The organism is Undibacterium sp. YM2, from assembly GCF_009937975.1.
Classification (GTDB): domain Bacteria; phylum Pseudomonadota; class Gammaproteobacteria; order Burkholderiales; family Burkholderiaceae_D; genus Undibacterium.
The window spans coordinates 5,044,986-5,063,728 of sequence record NZ_AP018441.1 but is presented as its reverse complement, the minus strand read 5'-3'; the positions used below and the strand labels follow the sequence as shown (position 1 = coordinate 5,063,728).

Annotated in this window: 15 protein-coding genes; all 15 read right to left on the bottom strand. The window is 53.4% G+C overall.

From position 1 onward, the window contains the following. Nucleotides 1-1,005: a peptidase U32 family protein gene (locus tag UNDYM_RS23225; RefSeq protein ID WP_162043239.1), complete on the bottom strand. Its 1,005-nt coding sequence runs from the start codon at nt 1,003-1,005 to the stop codon at nt 1-3. 71 nt (nt 1,006-1,076) lie between these two features. Continuing rightward, the gene (locus tag UNDYM_RS23220) at nt 1,077-1,769 is read right to left on the bottom strand and encodes a Crp/Fnr family transcriptional regulator (protein WP_162043238.1); all 693 of its coding nucleotides are present in this window, start codon (nt 1,767-1,769) and stop codon (nt 1,077-1,079) included. 154 nt (nt 1,770-1,923) lie between these two features. Next, complete coding sequence (locus tag UNDYM_RS23215; RefSeq protein ID WP_162043237.1) at nt 1,924-2,571, bottom strand: response regulator transcription factor; 648 nt, start codon at nt 2,569-2,571, stop codon at nt 1,924-1,926. A 36-nt stretch (nt 2,572-2,607) separates the two neighbouring features. Next, nucleotides 2,608-4,545, bottom strand: coding sequence for a type IV pili methyl-accepting chemotaxis transducer N-terminal domain-containing protein (locus UNDYM_RS23210; protein WP_162043236.1), 1,938 nt, complete (start codon nt 4,543-4,545; stop codon nt 2,608-2,610). Between the two features lie 79 nt (nt 4,546-4,624). After that, nucleotides 4,625-5,320, bottom strand: coding sequence for a carbonic anhydrase (locus tag UNDYM_RS23205; RefSeq protein ID WP_162043235.1), 696 nt, complete (start codon nt 5,318-5,320; stop codon nt 4,625-4,627). 19 nt (nt 5,321-5,339) lie between these two features. After that, a complete protein-coding gene (gene moaA, locus UNDYM_RS23200) occupies nt 5,340-6,347 on the bottom strand; it encodes a GTP 3',8-cyclase MoaA (RefSeq protein WP_162043234.1) in 1,008 nt (335 codons plus the stop codon). 84 nt (nt 6,348-6,431) lie between these two features. Further along, complete coding sequence (locus UNDYM_RS23195; protein ID WP_162043233.1) at nt 6,432-7,742, bottom strand: hypothetical protein; 1,311 nt, start codon at nt 7,740-7,742, stop codon at nt 6,432-6,434. Between the two features lie 27 nt (nt 7,743-7,769). Further along, a complete protein-coding gene (locus tag UNDYM_RS23190) occupies nt 7,770-8,228 on the bottom strand; it encodes a hemerythrin domain-containing protein (protein WP_162043232.1) in 459 nt (152 codons plus the stop codon). Nucleotides 8,229-8,244: 16 nt separating this feature from the next. After that, nucleotides 8,245-8,991 (bottom strand): peptidylprolyl isomerase, encoded by a 747-nt coding sequence (locus tag UNDYM_RS23185; protein WP_162043231.1) that lies wholly within the window; start codon nt 8,989-8,991, stop codon nt 8,245-8,247. A gap of 40 nt (nt 8,992-9,031) precedes the next feature. After that, nucleotides 9,032-9,715, bottom strand: a complete 684-nt coding sequence (gene narI, locus UNDYM_RS23180) for a respiratory nitrate reductase subunit gamma (RefSeq protein WP_162043230.1) — start codon at nt 9,713-9,715, stop codon at nt 9,032-9,034. Continuing rightward, a complete protein-coding gene (gene narJ / locus UNDYM_RS23175; RefSeq protein WP_162043229.1) occupies nt 9,712-10,389 on the bottom strand; it encodes a nitrate reductase molybdenum cofactor assembly chaperone in 678 nt (225 codons plus the stop codon). Before narJ ends, narI begins: the two co-directional genes overlap by 4 nt. A gap of 62 nt (nt 10,390-10,451) precedes the next feature. Further along, a complete protein-coding gene (gene narH, locus UNDYM_RS23170) occupies nt 10,452-12,005 on the bottom strand; it encodes a nitrate reductase subunit beta (RefSeq protein WP_162043228.1) in 1,554 nt (517 codons plus the stop codon). Beyond that, nucleotides 12,002-15,730 carry a nitrate reductase subunit alpha gene (locus UNDYM_RS23165; protein WP_162043227.1) on the bottom strand — a complete coding sequence of 1,243 codons (3,729 nt, stop codon included), beginning with the start codon at nt 15,728-15,730 and terminating at the stop codon, nt 12,002-12,004. The genes narH and UNDYM_RS23165 overlap by 4 nt, the downstream gene beginning before the upstream one ends. Nucleotides 15,731-15,948: 218 nt before the next feature. Continuing rightward, nucleotides 15,949-17,334, bottom strand: coding sequence for a NarK family nitrate/nitrite MFS transporter (locus UNDYM_RS23160; RefSeq protein ID WP_174244963.1), 1,386 nt, complete (start codon nt 17,332-17,334; stop codon nt 15,949-15,951). 48 nt (nt 17,335-17,382) lie between these two features. Beyond that, a complete protein-coding gene (locus tag UNDYM_RS23155; RefSeq protein WP_162043225.1) occupies nt 17,383-18,627 on the bottom strand; it encodes a nitrate/nitrite transporter in 1,245 nt (414 codons plus the stop codon). Between the last annotated feature and the right edge of the window lie 116 nt (nt 18,628-18,743).

Below are 18,743 nucleotides of genomic sequence, written 5' to 3'. Positions count from 1 at the left end.
TCATTTCCACGGACGTTCAAAAGCACCCTGGGTCACTTGCGCGCCTTCGGCATGGCGGGCCAGGCTGGCTTGCCAGTCTGTGCGCGGTGTATAACGTTCCGGGTCGCGTTGCGCGGCATCGAGTGCCGCACGCAGGGTAGCAACGACCTGGCTGACGTAATTCGGGCTGCGCTGGCGGCCTTCTATCTTGATGGCGGCAACTCCCATATTGATCAGCTTGGGCAAGAGGCCTATGGCATTCAGGCTGGTTGGTTCTTCCAGTGCATAGTCGATTTCACCTTCGACTTCGAAACGTCCTTTGCACAAGGTTGGATAACCGGCGGCTTCACCGGGTGCATAGCGGTCTATCAGGGTACCGCCCAGACGCGCATACATGGTCCGGTCTTGCTCTTCCCAGCTCACCGCATGCGCTGGCGAACATACGCCTTTATTATTTGGTGAGTCACCGGTGACATAGCTTGAGAGCAGGCAACGGCCTTCCGCCATGACACACAGGCTGCCAAAGCCAAACACTTCTATCTCCACACTGGTCTGGCGTATGATCTTTTCTATCTCGGGCAGGGTCAGCACACGCGGTAGTACGGCGCGCCGGATGGCAAATTGCTCACGCATGAGTTCTATCGCATCGAGCGTACTGGCCGAGCCCTGCACCGACAAATGCAGGCGCAGCTCAGGGTGGCGGTCACGCGCATACGCCATCAGGCCAGGGTCGGCCAGTATCACCGCATCTGCACCCATCTGCACGGCGGTATCAATTGCCGCCCGCCATTCACCAACAGCGCGTGCCTGCGGATAGGTGTTGATGGCAAACAGGATTTGCCGGCCACGTTCATGGGCATAGGCAACTCCTTGCCGTATATCGTGGTCGGCAAAATTCAATCCACCAAAATTGCGCGCATTAGTCGCATTGCGCAAGCCAAGGTAAACCGCATTCGCCCCTTTATCTACCGCTGCCTTCAAGGCAAGCAGACTACCGGCAGGAGCCACCAGATCTATAGGTTTCATGCCTCAGATGGTAATGAAAATTATTCGCACAGTCATTGTGCTGGGTCAATAAAATGGGCTCTGCTTCAGTTTCAGTGCATCGCGGGAATATGCGTCTGATATGACTTCAATGCTTCTTCAGAGGCGATATGTATATTTGATCCACATACCCTGATCAATTGCTCATCCATTAACTGGTGCAAGACACGTGACAAGGTTTCAGGCGAGAGATTCAGCAGGGACGCGACCAGGTGTTTTTTAAGCTCCAGCCGTATATCATTGCTGTGCTGCGAGGCAGACAATTGCAGCAAATAATCGATCACTCTCTGCGTTGCATTTTGCAGGGAATAGCGTTCTACATTGCGGATGAAACCCAGCAGGCGATAAGAAAGTCCTGCCAGCATCTGCCGCGAAATCAGGGGGGAGCGGTCCAGCAATTGCAATAGCGCGTGGCGCGGGATTTTCAGCAGCAGCGTATTTTCCAGCGCTTCTGCATAAAAGGGGTAGGGCTCATCGAGAAACATCATGGCTTCACCGAGGCTTTGCCCGCCGCGTATCAGCTCCAGAACTTTATCATTGCCCTGTGATGAGGGCAGGCAGAGCTTGACCAGGCCAAAGACCACAATATAGGTGGCTTCTGCCATGTCGCCCTTGCGGAACAGCATGGCGCCTTTATCCAGCTCCAGCTTGAGGACTTCTTTTTGCAGTTCCCTGACCTCTTCCTGCGAAATATGGCGGAACAAGGCATGGTTTTGCAGCAGGCCCAATAAATTTATTTTCGTCATCACAGATCTCCGGCAAACTGACTGAGATCAAGTGTAGAAGCCTGGTGTGGCTATGCCTATACGCCGGGAGGACTAGGCCGCTGCTGCAAATGGATAAGGGAGGATGAGGCGGGATGAGGCCGGATGAGGGGAAAGGGATGTCTTTGTTTAAAAATCAATTTTTATCCATGCCATGCTCGACTGCATACACGGCAATCTGTACACGGCTGGTCAGGTTCAGTTTCTTCAATATGTTTTGCACATGGATCTTGACGGTGCTTTCTGCGACGTCGAGATTGCGGGCAATTTCCTTATTGCTCTCGCCGCGTGCCAGGCAGACCATGGTTTCTCTTTCCCTCGGCGTCAGTTTTTCTTTTTTGGGGACACTGTTCTGATTCAACCCGGAGCGAAATTGCGATACCAGCTTGGCGGTCATGGATTCGGCGATCACAGGCTCACCAGCGGCGGCACGCTTGATGGCCTGGGTCAGGTAATCTGCTTCTATATTCTTCAATAAATAACCGCGTGCGCCATTTTTCAAGGCGGTTGTTAAATCCTCGGCTTCTTCAGATACGGTCACCATGAGCACTGCCGTGTCGGGTAAATCCTCAACGATGAGTTGCATGGCTTCCAGGCCAGACAGGCCGGGCATGTTCAAATCCATCAGCACGACATCAGGGCGCAATTGCTTGGCCCGCTTGACACCGTCAAGACCATCGACGGCTTCGCCGACCACCTCAAATTCAGGATTACGCTGTAGCAGCAAGCGTATGCCGCTACGGAAAAGTGTGTGGTCATCCACCAGCAAAATCTTGATAGGCATGGCTATTCCGTGTTCCCAGTTTTTTATAAATGATGCTTATGCTACCAGGCGTTCCTGCCGCAATAACTCCAGTGCTATCGTGGTACCTTCGCCAGGCTGGCTTGCGATATGGAATTTCGCAGCCAGCCGGTCTGCTCTTTCCTGCATGATGCGCAGTCCCACATGGGCTTCGCCTTTTTCATGGACTTCGTCCATGTTGAAACCTTCGCCATTATCCGTCACAGTCAGGGAAAAATCACGTTCATTCTTCACCCTGATACTGACTTCACCAGCCTGCGCATGCTTGCGTACATTCGACAAGGCTTCCTGCAAAATGAATAGCACCTGCAATTGCTGTTCTGGCGCCAGTGGTGCGCCATTGCCGACAAATTCTATCTCGCCATGGATGCCGGTCTGGCGCTGAAATTTGGCGACCACATTGCGCATCTCGGATTCAAGATTACTGTCTTGCAGGCGGGTACGGAAATTCAACAACAGTTCGCGCACATCTTCATAACTCTCTTGCACACCGGCACGCAGCAGCGGCGCGATGTCCTTGATTTCTGCTACATCATTGCGGCTTAATGAATCTTCCAGCATCTGTACCTGCAGGTTCAGGAAATTCAAGCCTTGCGCAATACTGTCGTGCAGGCCTTGCGCCAGCAGGTTGCGTTCACTGGACACAGCAAATTCTTTTTCCCTGGCGATAAGGCGCTGGTTTTCAATTGCCACACCAAGGTTTTTACCCAGGGTTTCCAGCAGTCTGCGTTCTTCGCTGATGATATTGCGCTCTTTGGAAAAATGCAGGGAGAAACTGCCTATGACCTGTTCACGCGCCATTATCTGGAACACCGCCAGCGAGAAAAACCCTTCTTCCTGGCAGCGATAGCGGCGCTGCTGGTCCATCTTGCGAAAATCCCTGACGATGATAATGCCCTGGTGTGTGGCAGCACCGCAGAGGCAGTCATCGGTCTTGATGCAATGCTCTTCCTCTATCATTTGTTCCGAGATGCCTTCATGCACCGTGATATGCAGGTTATCGCTCTGGTTGTCGAGTATGCGCACGGTACCGCCATCGGCCTCCATCCTCTGCATGATCCTTTTCAGGAAACCCCGGCATAATTCTTCTATCGCATGTGGACCAGCCAGGAAACCGGCAATTTCATACAGGGTACTGATTTCATGGTTCTGGTTTTGCAGCCTGGCGGTTTTTTCTGCCACCCGTTCTTCCAGCGTGCGGTGCACGCTTTGCACATGGTCAGCCATCTGGTTGAAGGCATGTGCCAGGACACCGAATTCATCTTCAGTCTCAATTGGCAGGCGCACGCTGAGATCATCCCTGGACATGCGCGCAATACCCGCCTGCATGCGCGTTACCGGGCCAACTATCCACAGGTAGAGCAGATAGAGCAAGGCAATGCTGGCGGCCAGTGACATGAAAATCAGGGCGGTCTGGCACAGGCGCAGCCAGGTTGTTTTTTCTGCCAGCTCTACTTCAACCAGCGACACCAGCTTGTTGATGCTCTCTACAAAAACCGGCAGTTCTTTTGCATACAGGGTCAGCATGGCCTGCTTGTTTTGCAGGTCGGTTTCAGCCAGGACTTTTCTTGCATTGACCTCTACATGCTGCTGCCATTCTTTTTGTACCAGCAGCATTTGTTCGCGTATCGCTTGTGATGCTGGCAGAAATAGCGGGCGCTTGGCGTCGCCTGTTTGCAAGTCGTTCAGGATACGGTTGAAGTCATCGAATTCCTGCTTTATCTCTGTGGCGACCTGCTGGTGTTCGAGTTCCATGGCCAGCCGGTAAGAGCGCATGCGCAAACTGCCTGCCTCATTGATCGCTGCGCCACCGCCCTCAAGTTGCCATGACAGCAATAAGGTATAGCCGACTGCTGCCAGCGTCAGACTTAAACCTATCAGTGTCGTCAGCAAGATCCTGAAAGTCAGGCGCTTGCCTGCTGGCAAGGTATATGGGGGACCTGAGATGGGATTCATGGTGGTGGTCAGTGCTGTTTGATTAGCTTAGTGATTAGCTTGGTGATTAGCCATAGTATAGGCGCATAAGGAAGTTTTTTTATGGTTCGCTGTACGAGACTTCGGGAATAAGGGTTTTACTGGAAATATTCAGGGGGCAGACCATGGGCAAGAAAGTATCCGAGCGTTCTGAATAGGCCAGCAAGGCACCATTGCTCATATCGAAGTACCAGCCGTGCAGTGCCAGCTCACCCGTGGCTTCCCGCTCGGACACCCAGGGAAAGCTGCGCAGATTATTGAGTGAATTGATCACCGCACCCAGTTCGCAGGCTCGCAGTTGTTCTGCCTCTGAACAATGGGCGAGTTGCTGCTTGACTTGCAGTTTTACCGGTTCTGCGATCTTCATCCAGCGGCCTATGAAATCTATTTTGCGGCCAGGCTGGTAACCCTGCATCAGCGCCCGTATGCCGCCACACTTTTCATGTCCCATGACGATGATGCGCTTGACGTTCAAGGCTTCTACCGCAAACTGTATTGCTGCACTGACACCATGCTGCTGTGCCGATTCATTACAGGGCGGCACCAGGTTGGCCACATTGCGTACCACGAAGATATCGCCAGGATCACAATCAAGCAACAGCGCCGGGTCTACCCTGGAATCACAGCAACCTATCAACAGGGTAGTGGGATTCTGGCCGTGATTCAGCTTTTCAAACAGGCGGTCTTCCCCTGTGAAATATTTGCTTTGAAAACGCTGAAACCCTTCTATGAATTGCTGGATATTTCTGACTTCCATCTGCTACTCCATCATTCTGCTAACCGCCAGTTTGTGACATGAAACGGATGATTTTATGCGGTTGTTCCTTGAATTCATGGCGCTCAGGCTTCAATTCTATCGCCATTCTGATTGCAGCTTCCAGCTCCTGGTCGCTGATACCGGCACGCAGCAGGGGGCGCAATTCGAATTTTTCTTCCTGGCCCAGGCACATATACAAGGTGCCATCTACCGACAGACGCACCCGGTTGCAAGTAGCGCAGAAATGCTGGCTGATGGGGGAAATAAAGCCTATCGTTCCCTTGCTGTCGGCTGTGGTCCAGTAGCGGGCAGGCCCGCCCCCCAGTTCGGCCGCAGCAGGGATCAAATTGAATTTGCTGACCAGTTGCTCCCGAACCGGGCCTATATCCATGTACTGGCTATTGCGCCCGGTTTCGCCCATGGGCATGGCCTCAATCAGGCGCAGGATGAAACCTTCTTCAAAGCAGAATTGTGCCATGCGCATGATTTCATGGTCATTGATGCCGCGCATGACCACCATATTGAGCTTGATGGGATCAAAACCTGCCTGTTTGCCCGCCTGCAGTCCAGCCATGATGCTGGCGAAACTGTCGCGCCCGGTGATTTTTTCTGTGCAGGCACGGTCCAGGCTGTCCAGGCTGACATTGATGCGGCGCACTCCTGCATCATGCAGGACCTGGGCATGCTTGTGTAACTGGGTCGCGTTAGTGGAAAGCGAGATATCTTGCAATCCAGGCAAACCGGATAATTGTGTCACCAGTTGTGGCAAGCCACGGCGCAGCAAGGGCTCGCCACCGGTCAGCCGTACCCGCGCCACACCCATGCGGGAAAATGCCGCTACCACGCGGGTGATCTCATCAAAGCGCAGCCAGTTTTCCGGTTCTTCAAAACCAGAAAATCCTTTAGGCATGCAATAACTGCAACGCAGATCACAACGGTCAGTGACAGACAGGCGCAAGTAGCTGACGCGACGGCCAAAGCGGTCTGTCAGTGCGGCTGTGCTTGAGGGAGGGACAGGAGTTTCCATGTCTGCATTGTGGTCTGTGACCGGCAATGACACAATTCGCCGCCAAGCTAAAGCAGGATAGTTCTTTTGGCCTATATGAATAGTTTATTGAGCAAGCAACACGGCCTTCAATTCATGCCGGTAACGCAACAGACAGATGATCAGCAGGCTGCCCAGATAGCCTTGTGATAGCGAAAATACCAGACCTGCTGCAGTCGTCAGCCAGGCAGGTGCCAGCGGTAACAGCAACAGCAGGGCAAATGCCAGTAATACCATGCGTGCCTGCCATAGCAGGCGCTGCGGCGGCAATACTACCTGCATCGTCGGTACCCGCTGCCCCATCGGCGTCTGCCTGCGCAAATGCAGGAAGACCAGGAAGGGAATGATCTTGCCCAGCATCGCATTGACAGGCAAGACCGCGCCGCCGACCAGCACCAGGATGCCTGTCCACCACGGTAGTGCCTGAGATACAAAATCCGGCAAGGCTATGCTGCTAAAGACAAAGCCGCTAACCAGCCTTTGCGCCGTGGGCACGGCTGCCAGCAGGGCAGCGGCCATATAACTGCCAGCGCACACCAGCCATAAACTCCAGGCCGGATCAAAGCGCCGCCTGGCCTGTGAGATGGCTTTCAAGGACAAGCTGGCGATGATAAAAATGAGCGAACAGGCAAACAGCAGAGCATAAGGCTGCAAGGCTGGCAGGAAGGCTGGTAACAAGGCCAGCCACAAGACGCCCGGCAAGACTTTTTGCCAATGCGCTGATGGCCGTCTGGTTTGCCAGAACATCGGTACCGTGGTGGAAGCGACACCGAGTACCAGCGCTGCTATCCAGCCCACCAGCCCCCAGCCCACGTGCAAGTCCAGTACATACATGACATCAAGCTGCCACCAGCCCGCAAAATTACCGGCCAGGCTGATACCCAGGGCGACAACCAGCAGCAAGGCCCAGGCTATCCAGCGCAAGCTGCGGGTGGTGGTATCGACTACCACGACCTTGCATGCCGTTACCAGCAAGGCCACAATCACTGCACCATACAAGAGTGTAGCTAGCACAATGGCCGTTGCAAAGCCTGTAGTCCGGCCCCACAAGAAGCCCAGGGTCAGTGCCGCCGCAATCAGGGCAGAGCCCAGGGCTACAAACGGCGCCATCCTGCGGGCACCTGTCACCGCCTGTCCTGCCACCACGGGCATGAGCTGGAACAGGGCGCCCAGCATGATGGGCGCCAGCATGCCCAGCACCAGGCAATGCGTCAGCGCCAGTACCAGTGGTGAAAAACGCTCAGGCAAGCCCTGTTGCGGTCCAAATGCCAGCAGCAGCCCGGTTGCCATGCCCATCCACGGCGCTGGTAACAAGCAGCCAAAGATGGTGGCTGGTGCGGGGGACAGTTCGTAGTTAAGAACTTTCAGGCTGGCCATTGAAGCACATCTTTTTTCCTGAAAAGATCAAGAGCAGGAACAGGCACCGCAGCAGGTACTGCCGGCGTTCATGCCCAGCACTGTTTCCAGTTCGGGAATGCTGCCGCCGCACATGGGATAGAGAATATTCTCTTCCTTGATATTGTGCTGCTGTATCAGGACATTCAGGGTATCGAGTATGGCCAGTGCCTGTCCTGCCGCATCTTCACTGATGGCAGCCCTGGCTTCATCACGCAGGTTGCGGATTTCTGCGTGCTCGGCGCGCATGACCACGGTAGGGCCATGAAACATGCCGGTGGCTTTTTCCAGCGCCGGGAAAAGCCGCTCTTCTTCCACCGCAAAATGAGCATCAAGCTGCTGGCTGAACAGGGCAAAATTCCTGGCCGCTGCCGCCATATCGCCCTTGTGCAAAGCTGCTTCGCAGCGGTTCAGTTGTTCATCGCACTCCAGGTGTTGAAGCACGAGTTTTTTCATTGCCTGCGACATGATTTTACTTTCGGGTTTATTGAACTAAAGGAGTGGCTGCACCCTGGATATCGATGCCGGATATCTTTGCGCGCCCCACCAGCAATTGCAGGTACTGGTGCAGGGCACGGTCATGGCTGGCCTTTTGCATGGCCAGGGCGATCTTGCTTTCGGTCTCGTCGAAAGGCAGCAACTGGCCATCAAGTTTGCGGCCCAGCAGGATGATGTGCAGACCAAAGCGGGTTTCCACCAGCCTGGGGATGATGTGCCCGGGTTCTGCGGCAAATACGGCTTGCTCAAACTCAGGCACCGTCATGCCACGTGTCACCTGCCCCAGGCTGCCAGCCACTTCGCTGGAGGGGCAATTCGAATTTGCCTTGGCGCATGCGGCAAACTGCGTAGGATCTTCCAGCAGCTCATCGAGCAGCAATTGTGCATGCTTGCGCAGGGCATCGAGATCTACACCTGGTGTTACCTGGAACAGGATATGGCTGACCTCGGCCAGTTCACCGACCTTGAAGCGGGCAGGATTGGCCTGGTACTGGCGCAGGCATTCTTCACGCGCTGGTATGGGGACGATGACTTCCTGTCGCAACAGCGCATCAATACGTTCATCTTCATCTGCCTGTTGCAAACCCTGTTGCTGCGCTTCATCCAGCAGCACACGGCGCAATACCAGGGCAGTCATGGCGCTTTTCATGGCATCTGCTGTGCCCTCGTGGGCAGGCAATTCCTTTTCCATGTCAGCATCTGTCAGTTCATAGTCATTGACGATGACGGGCATCTTGTTCTCCTTCTTTCAAATCATGAATGATCAGGGGCGATCAGCGTGGCCTGACCAGCTGCCATGCACGGCTGATATAAGTTAATGAAGCAAAACCACTCCAGACATGTACCAGACGGGTGAATGGGAAGATTACGAACAGACTCAGCCCCATGAACAGGTGCAGCTTGAACAGCAAGGGAGCAGCGATGATAAATTCTGCAGCATCTCCCTTGAAAGTGACGATGTGCTGGGCCCAGGTCATCAGCAAGACCATCATGTGGCCATCGCTGTGATGGGCAGATTCAAATATCGTCGACAAGCCCAGACCCAGCGTGACGAAGATCCATAACAGCAAGACCTTGTCGCCCGCCTTGGTGACGGCAGAAATACGTGCGTCAGTAAAACGACGGTGCAACAAAATCAGCAAGCCCAGCATGCACAGGCTGCCAAAGACGCCACCGGCGACCATGGCAATCATTTGCTTGAAGCTGTGGCTGATACCCAAGGTATCCCAGACGATGACAGGCGTCAGCAAACCCACCAGATGACCAAAGAACAGGCCCAGTATCCCTACGTGGAACAGGATATTGCCTAGCCGCAGATTACCGGCATGCAGCATCTGTGAAGAATCACTCTTCCAGGTATATTGCTCACGTTCAAAACGCGCCAGGCTGCCGAACAGGAAAATCGCCAGTGCGATATAGGGATAAATCCCGTAAATGAATTGGTGCAGATAAGTCATGATGGTCTCCCTGTTGATTGGGCGGCAGCAGCACCGTGCCCGGGCTGCCTGGGATAAAAATTGAGGGGATGTGTACCCGACAGATTGGGTTTGAGCAGTGGTTCTACACCGTCGGCACCCGGGCCAAAGGTTTCCATTGCATCATCCATGTCACGCACTGGCGGCTCACCCTGTTCATGCGGTACGACATCGGTCAGGGTCGTCAGTATCAGGAACAGATTGGCATAAGGGCTGTCCTTGCGTTGCAGGCGCATACCTATGGCTGCCAGTACATGGATGGCTTCACCCAGCAATTTTTCTGACGTGCTTTCATCCATGAGGCTCAGAAATTCCAGGAACAAGGGAACAAAGTCCGGCAATTCACTCGCCTCTGGCTCAAAGCCATGGGTACGGTATTCTTCGAGCAAATCGACCATGGCCTGCCCACGGTCACGGCTTTCGCCATGGATATGTTCAAACAGGTGCAACGATAAAGAATGGGTGCGGTCAAACGTTGCCACATAGTTTTCTTGCAGAGCGATCAGGCTGTCAGAACGCAGATAGTCCAGGGTGGCTTGCAAGGCATCGAGAAACACAGGCTCGTCTTGCAGCGCCTGCTCAATCTCAGGCAGGGCGGCGATCAGATCAGCTTGTGGATAGCTCATCAGTGCCGACAGGATGCGATAAATTTGCATACGATTTCCTTTATGGTGTCTTTATTGTTTTTTTCAGGTGCGCATAACATGCGCACCTGTTGTTACTCAACAGTCGATATTTTCTTGCGTGACTTGGGCATATCGACAAAGATCACACTGCCTTGTGGTTTCTTGCCAAACAGGGCACCGTCCGAAGTGCCGCCTGAGCAACCATTACCAAAGGTGAAACCGCAACTACCTTTTTCATTGAAGCTGTCTTCCACCATTTCCTTGTGTGAAGATGGGATCACAAAGCGGTCTTCGTAATTGGCGATCGCCAGCGTCTGGTACATGTCCTCGACTTGCGCCGCATTCAGGCCAACCTGTTTCAATACCGCATGATCAAGCTCGCCATATACAGTTTCAGAACGCTTGTAGGCACGCATGGCCAGCATGCGTTCGAGTGCGCTGGTGATGGGTTCTTCCTTGCCTGCAGTCAGCAGGTTAGCCAGGTAACGCACAGGTATGCGCAGGGACTTGACGTCAGGAATAATGCCATTCATGCCCATGTGGCCTGCCTCTGCAGCCTTTTGTATCGGTGACAGTGGCGGTACATACCAGACCATGGGCAGGGTGCGGTATTCAGGGTGCAGAGGGAAGGCTATCTTCCACTCCATCGCCATTTTATAAACGGGCGACTTTTGTGCAGATTCTATCCAGCTCTCAGGTATGCCATGCTTGCGCGCTTCGGCGATCACTGCCGGATCATGCGGATCGAGGAAGCAGCCTAGCTGCGCCTCATACAAATCCTTTTCATCCGGCACTGAGGCTGCGGCTTCTATCTTGTCGGCGTCATACAGCAAGACACCGAGATAGCGTATGCGGCCTACGCAGGTTTCTGAGCAGACCGTAGGTTGGCCAGCCTCTATGCGTGGATAGCAGAAGGTGCATTTCTCGGCCTTGCCCGAACTCCAGTTGTAATAAATCTTTTTGTAGGGGCAGCCAGAAATACACATGCGCCAGCCACGGCATTTATCCTGGTCGACCAGCACGATGCCATCGTCTTCACGCTTGTATATCGAACCTGAAGGGCAGGATGCAACGCAGGCTGGATTCAGGCAATGCTCACACAGCCTTGGCAAATACATCATGAAGGTGGATTCAAAGGTGCTGTACATCTCTTTTTGCACACCTTCAAACAAGGCATCCTTGCTGCGTGCGCTGAATTCACCACCAAGATCATCTTCCCAGTTCGGGCCCCAGACTATCTTGTCCATCTTCTTGCCTGTCAGCACGGATATGGGGCGTGCTGTCGGTGGCGTCTGCATCAATGGTGCATTCTTCAGGTGCTCATAGTCAAAGGTGAATGGCTCGTAATAATCATCAATCGCTGGCAAGTTGGGATTGGCGAAGATATTGGCGAGTATGCGCAGCTTGCCACCCTGTCTGGGTTCCAGCTTGCCAGCCTCATTGCGGTGCCAACCGCCTTTCCATTTTTGCTGGTTTTCCCATTCTTTCGGATAACCTATGCCAGGCTTGGTTTCCACGTTATTGAACCAGGCATACTCAACGCCATCACGGCTGGTCCAGACGTTTTTGCAAGTGACCGAGCAGGTATGGCAGCCTATACATTTATCCAGGTTCAGCACCATGCCGACTTGTGCGCGTATTCTCATGATGCTGACTCCTCTTCCAGTTTGCCTTCCAGCCAATCTACTTTCTTCATTTTTCTCAAGACGATGAACTCATCCCTGTTACTGCCTACGGTGCCGTAATAATTGAAACCATAAGCAAGTTGTGCATAGCCGCCTATCATGTGGGTAGGTTTCAGGACAGCACGGGTGACCGAGTTATGGATACCACCGCGCTTGCCACTGAGTTCTGCGCCCGGTGTATTGACGATCTTTTCCTGGGCGTGATACATCAGGCACATGCCTTTGGGCACACGCTGGCTGACAACGACACGGGCGGTCAGTGTGCCGTTACTGTTAAAGACTTCAACCCAGTCGTTGTCGACCAGACCTGCCTCTTTCGCCTCGACTTCAGATACCCATACATGCGGGCCACCACGGCTCAGGGTCAGCATGCGCAGATTGTCTGAGTAGGTGGAATGGATGCCCCATTTCTGATGCGGTGTGATGAAGTTGAGGACGATCTCTTTTTCACCATTCGGCGATCTGTTCAGCATCGGTGCCACGGTCTTGGTATCTATCGCCGGTTTATACACACACAGGCCTTCACCAAAATCCAGCATCCAACGATGGTCCTGGTAGAACTGCTGGCGACCAGTCAGCGTGCGCCATGGTATGTATTCATGCACATTGGTGTAACCAGCGTTGTAGCTGACTTCTTCAGATTCCAGGCCAGACCAGGTTGGTGCCGAAATGATCTTGCGTGGCTGTGCCTGCACATCGCGGAAGCGTATCTTGTCATGCTCGCGACCGACAGCCAGATGAGTATGGTCGCGGCCAGTGATCTTGCCCAGCGCTTCCCATGCCTTGACGGAAACATGGCCATTGGTTTCCGGTGCGAAGGTCAATATCATTTCGCAGGCATCAATCGCGCTTTCCAGGCGCGGGCGACCCTTGCTAATACCTTCTTCAGTCACGACTTTGGTAATGCCACCGATTTCCTTGACTTCATGCTCGGTATTCCAGTTGATGCCCTTACCGCCATTGCCCAGTTTGTCGAGCAAAGGTCCTATCGAAGTAAACTTCTTGTAGATATCCTTGTAGTTGCGTTCGACGACAAAGAAGTTAGGTGCAGTCTTGCCAGGTATCAGGTCACATTCACCTTTTTTCCAGTCCTTGGGCTCAAAAGCCTGACCAAGTTCACCCGGTGTGTCGTGCATCAAAGGTTGCAGGACGATGTCCTTGCGGGTACCCAGATAGTCACCGCCAATTTCAGTAAATTTCTTGGCGATGCCTTTATAGATTTCCCAGTCCGTTTTGCTCTCCCACAGCGGTTGTACTGCTTCACTCAATGGGTGGATGAAGGGATGCATGTCAGAGGTATTGAGGTCATCCTTTTCATACCAGGTCGCTGTCGGCAAGACGATATCGCCATACAGGCAAGTGGTACTCATGCGGAAGTCGAGCACGACCAGCAAGTCCAGCTTGCCTTCTGCCGCCACCGGACGGTATTTGACTTCAGACGGTTTGACTGCTTCGTCAGGATCATCAAACAAGGCATTTTGTGTGCCCAGCAAGTACTTGAGGAAGTATTCATGGCCCTTGCCTGAACTGCCGAGGATATTCGAGCGCCAGACAAACATATTGCGCGGGAAGTTTTTGGGATTATCCGGGTCATCACAACTCATGTTGACCGTACCAGACTTCAGGCTGTTCTTCAGATAGTCTTGCGGTGTCAGGCCTGCTTTTTCTGCAGAATCACAGATGTCGAGCGGATTGGTTTCCAGTTGCGGTGCAGATGGTAGCCAACCCAGGCGCTCGGACTTGGCATTCATATCTATCATGCTCATATGGCTGATTTTGGACTTGTCGGCAGTCGGCGCGAGTATCTCATCCATCGCCAGTTTTTCATGACGCCACTGGCTGGTGTGGGCATAGAAGAAGCTGGTGCCATTCATCTGACGGGCAGGGCGTACCCAGTCACTGGCAAAGGCCAGCGGTGCCCAGCCAAACTGTGGACGCAGTTTTTCCTGTCCTACATAGTGCGCCCAGCCACCGCCGGATTTACCTATGCAACCGCACATCATCAGCATATTGATGATGCCGCGATAAATCATGTCGTTGTGGTACCAGTGATTCAGGGCCGCACCGACAATGACCATGCTCTTGCCTTGTGTATCATGGGCATTTTGGGCAAATTCGCGAGCGACCTGTATGACCAGTTCACGCTTGACGCTGGTGTGTTTTTCCTGCCAGGCTGGTGTGTAGGGAACATCATCGTCATACGAGCTGGCAACCGCACCGCCCAGACCCTGGTCAACGCCATAATTCGCCATCGACAAGTCATACACAGTCGCCACCAGCGCAGTACTGCCATCGGCCAGAGTCACACGTTTTGCTGGCAAGTGGCGCAGCAACATATCGTTTGCGTCGGTACCACCGAAGTAATTGAAACCTACCGTGACTACTTCATCATGTTTGCCGACCAGACTCAGTTGCGGATCAATTGCGCGGCCAGTATTACCGTCTTTGGCTTCCAGGTTCCAGCGGCCGACTTTCGCACCATCGTCGAATTTACCTTCACCCCAGCGATAGCCTATTGAGCCATTCGGCGACACGATCTCACCCGTGATTTCATCAATGGCCAGGGTTTTCCATTCCGGGTTATTGGCTTCATCCAGGTTGCCAGGTAATTGTGAAGCACGCAGCATATGGTCTGGTACATAGCTGCCATTACGCTCGACCAGACGCACCAGCATGGGCATGTCGGTATATTGTTTGACATAACTGCGGAAGTAGTCTGACTTGTTACCGAGATGGAATTCCTTCAATATCACATGGCCCATCGCCATGGCGAGTGCGGCGTCGGTACCCTGTTTCGGTGCCATCCAGATATCGCCAAACTTGACCATCTCGCCAAAGTCAGATGAGACGGCTACCGTCTTGGTGCCCTTGTAGCGCACCTCGGTATAGAAGTGGGCATCCGGCGTGCGGGTTTGCGGCACGTTCGATCCCCACACCATGAGGTAGGTCGAGTTATACCAGTCGGCAGATTCAGGCACGTCAGTCTGCTCGCCCCAGATTTGTGGGCTGGCTGGTGGCAGGTCGCAATACCAGTCATAGAAAGACAGTGGCACACCGCCTATCAGGCTCAGGTAGCGTGAACCGGCAGCATAGGACACCATGGACATGGCCGGGATAGGTGAGAAACCCACTACGCGGTCAGGGCCAAATTTCTTGATGGTGTAGGCATTCGATGCAGCGATGATTTCCTGCGCCGTATCCCAGTCAGCACGCACAAAACCACCAAGGCCACGTATGGATTTATAGCGTTTGGCTTTTTCCGGATTCTGGCTGATGCTCTCCCAGGCTTCTATCGGCCCCATGGTCTTGCGGGCTTCTTGCCACATCTCCATGAGGCGGCCACGTATCATCGGGTATTTGACGCGCTGGGCGGAATACACATACCAGCTGTAAGACGCACCACGCGGGCAGCCGCGTGGTTCATGATTCGGCAGGTCAGGGCGGGTGCGTGGATAGTCAGTTTGCTGGGTTTCCCAGGTGATCAGGCCATTCTTGACATATACCTTCCACGAGCAGGAACCTGTGCAATTGACACCATGCGTAGAGCGCACGATCTTGTCATGCTGCCAGCGGCTGCGATAGGCATTTTCCCATTTACGGTCTTCTTCGACCACTGCACCATGACCATCGGAGAAGGTAGACCTCACCCGCGACATGAACTTCAATCTATCCAGAAAATGACTCATCGTAAACTCCTTATCAGGTGGGGGATGTACCCACATTTTCTTTAATGCATGCTGGAAGTGTAGGGAAGGAGAGGCCTTACGCCCATTCTTCGGTGCGGTGTAATAAGTTGCGCATTCGCACTAGGTCATCTAGTCCTTTAGAACTAGGGCGACTCCGCGAAAAAAAACAGCCTGTAGGTACACAGGCTGGTTTCAGGGTATTTCTGTCAATTAAAAAACTAGCAAGGCATCTCTGCACCCTTGCGTGAGTAATACCACCAGGTGATGGCCATGCAAGAAATGTAGAAGGCGATGAACACATACAAGGCCATATCAGGTGCACCTGTCATCTTGATGGAGGTGCCAAAACTTTGGGGGATGAAGAAACCGCCATAAGCACCTATCGCACCGGAGAAACCCAGTACAGCGGCAGATTCCTTGGCCGCATCCAGCCTGGCCTGCTTCAGTGCAGCTTCGCCCTTGCCTTTGGCGGCGCGCTCACGTTCAGTCTGGAAGATGATGGGGATCATGCAAAACGTAGAGCCATTACCCAGACCTGTCAAAATGAACATGCCTATGAAAGACACCAGGAAGATCATGAACTGGTGATCATGCAAAGCGGGCAAGATACCCACCAGTATAGTGATGGTCATGGCAGCAAATACCCAGAAGGTCAACCTCGCGCCGCCTATCTTGTCCGAGATCATGCCGCCTACCGGCCTTGCCAGCGCACCAGCCAAGGGGCCGAGGAAGGCAAATTTTGCCACATCAATTTCCGGGAACTGCGCCTTGATCAGCATAGCAAAGCCAGCCGAAAAACCTATGAAAGAACCAAAGGTGCCAATGTAGAGCCAGCACATCAGCCAGTTATGCTTGCGCTTGAAGATCACCGCCTGGTCGGCGAAAGACGCCTTGGCAGAGGCAATATCATTCATGCCAAACCAGGCCATCAGGGTTGCCACGACGATGAATGGTACCCAGATAAACCCGGCATTCGCCAGCCAGTACATGTGGTCTGCGCCTGTCTTGGCATTATGGAACAGGAAACCTTCGCCAGAGACGGCTGCGCCAAACATGGCGGAAGAAATTACGAACGGTGTCACAAACTGTACGACAGAGACACCCAGATTGCCTATGCCCGCATTCATGCCAGTCGCATAACCCTTGCGTGATTTAGGGAAAAAGAAACTGATATTCGCCATGCTGGAACTGAAATTGCCGCCACCAAAGCCGCACAGCAAGGCCAATATCAGCAAGGTCGAATAACTGGTCGTCGGGTCTTGCAAGGCAAAGCCCATGCCAATGGCGGGGATCAGCAAACTTGCGGTGGAAATCGCTGTCCATTTGCGGCCACCAAATACGGGGACCAGGAAAGAATAGAATATCCGCAAGGTCGCACCAGACAGCGCGGGCAAGGCTGTCAGGAAAAACAACTGGTCTTTGCTGAAATGAAATCCCGCCTTGTCGAGATTGGCTGCCACCACGCTCCACAGCATCCAGACCGCAAATGCCAGCATCAGGCTGGGGATGGATATCCATAAATTTCTGTTGGCAATCGAGCTGCCTTCCTTGCGCCAGAATTCAATATTTTCTGGCTCCCAGCGGTTTAATACATGACTCATCATATGCTCCTGGTTTTCAAATAACTTGTAATCAAAAAATGCTCACAGATGTCAGGCTGGCATGGCTGCCTGTGCCGCCAGCATGCCCTCTCTGCGGAACTGGAAGTGCATCCATACCAGGGACACACAGACCGTGCCGTACAAGAGCATGAAGCACGAGCTGCGTACTCCTGTCACATCGACAATCGCACCAAACAGCACAGGCAGGATGAAACCACCCAGACCGCCAGCCAGGCCAACCACGCCGGATACGGCACCGATATTGCTGCTGTAGTCATCCGAGATGAATTTGAAGACAGATGCCTTGCCAACAGCCATCGCAATGCCCACGACAAACAGGATGGTCGTGAACAGCATTGGTGTCAGGCCGATATGGAAGGTCTGCATGCCGTTGATGGTCTTGATCGTAAAATCAGTTTGCGGATAAGACAGCAAAAAGAAGGCGACCCAGCACACCCACATGACCCACCAGGTCACTTTATAGGCACCAAATTTATCGGACAGCCAGCCGCCAAAGGCGCGCAGGACGCCGCCAGGCAAAGAGAAGCAGGCAGCCAGCAGGGCGGCGCTCTTGATGTCGAAACCATACTCAGTCACGTAATACTTGACCATCCACAGGCTCAGACCCACATAGCCACCAAACACGACGGAGTAATACTGGCAATAGCGCCAGACTTTCGGGTCTTTCAGCATCTTGAGCTGGGCCAGGAAGCTGATATTGGATTTGACGTTATGGCTGGGATCAGTGGCAGAGAACACCCAGAAGATCAGGGCTGCAGCCAGCATCAAGCCTGCATACACCTTGGGTACCAGGGTCCAGCCCGCGGCAGCGATCAGGGCGGGAGCAATGAATTTATTCACAGCCGCCCCCGAGTTGCCAGCGCCAAAGATGCCCATGGCCAGGCCTTGCCTGTCCTTCTTGAACCAGCGTGCAACGTAAGGAGTGCCAACAGAAAAAGAACCACCTGCCAGCCCAACGAACAAGCCCAGCACCAGGAAATGCCAGTAAGCCGTGGCATAGCTGATCAGATAAATAGGTATTACTGTGAATAGCATTAGCAGAAACAGGACGATGCGACCGCCAAAACGGTCTGTCCAGATGCCCAGTGGTACGCGTATCAGCGAACCGGTCAGCACCGGCATGGCTGTCAGCAAACCAAATTCGGTTTCATTCAGATGCAGGGCGGTCTTGATGGGTATCCCGATCACACCAAACATCATCCAGATGGTGAAACATACAGTGAACGCCAGCGTGCTGGAACCCAGCACCGCATACGCTTTGCCCTGACTGGCCATGACAGCTCCTTTTACTTTTATAGGTGCTATCAGCTTACAAAGAGTAGGGGTATTAAGAAATTCGTCTGACGGTTGCTGTTTTCCATGCAAAAGGAGGGGAGGCATATCTGGAAGAA

Coding starts and splice junctions, on each gene's coding strand:
- moaA (WP_162043234.1), bottom strand. CDS start 6,347: ATGGAAACTCCTGTCCCTCCCTCAAGCACAGCCGCACTGACAGACCGC.
- UNDYM_RS23190 (WP_162043232.1), bottom strand. CDS start 8,228: ATGTCGCAGGCAATGAAAAAACTCGTGCTTCAACACCTGGAGTGCGAT.
- narJ (WP_162043229.1), bottom strand. CDS start 10,389: ATGCAAATTTATCGCATCCTGTCGGCACTGATGAGCTATCCACAAGCT.
- UNDYM_RS23155 (WP_162043225.1), bottom strand. CDS start 18,627: ATGGCCAGTCAGGGCAAAGCGTATGCGGTGCTGGGTTCCAGCACGCTG.
- UNDYM_RS23205 (WP_162043235.1), bottom strand. CDS start 5,320: ATGGAAGTCAGAAATATCCAGCAATTCATAGAAGGGTTTCAGCGTTTT.
- UNDYM_RS23215 (WP_162043237.1), bottom strand. CDS start 2,571: ATGCCTATCAAGATTTTGCTGGTGGATGACCACACACTTTTCCGTAGC.
- UNDYM_RS23210 (WP_162043236.1), bottom strand. CDS start 4,545: ATGAATCCCATCTCAGGTCCCCCATATACCTTGCCAGCAGGCAAGCGC.
- UNDYM_RS23225 (WP_162043239.1), bottom strand. CDS start 1,005: ATGAAACCTATAGATCTGGTGGCTCCTGCCGGTAGTCTGCTTGCCTTG.
- narI (WP_162043230.1), bottom strand. CDS start 9,715: ATGACTTATCTGCACCAATTCATTTACGGGATTTATCCCTATATCGCA.
- UNDYM_RS23220 (WP_162043238.1), bottom strand. CDS start 1,769: ATGACGAAAATAAATTTATTGGGCCTGCTGCAAAACCATGCCTTGTTC.
- UNDYM_RS23165 (WP_162043227.1), bottom strand. CDS start 15,730: ATGAGTCATTTTCTGGATAGATTGAAGTTCATGTCGCGGGTGAGGTCT.
- UNDYM_RS23185 (WP_162043231.1), bottom strand. CDS start 8,991: ATGCCCGTCATCGTCAATGACTATGAACTGACAGATGCTGACATGGAA.
- narH (WP_162043228.1), bottom strand. CDS start 12,005: ATGAGAATACGCGCACAAGTCGGCATGGTGCTGAACCTGGATAAATGT.
- UNDYM_RS23160 (WP_174244963.1), bottom strand. CDS start 17,334: ATGATGAGTCATGTATTAAACCGCTGGGAGCCAGAAAATATTGAATTC.
- UNDYM_RS23195 (WP_162043233.1), bottom strand. CDS start 7,742: ATGGCCAGCCTGAAAGTTCTTAACTACGAACTGTCCCCCGCACCAGCC.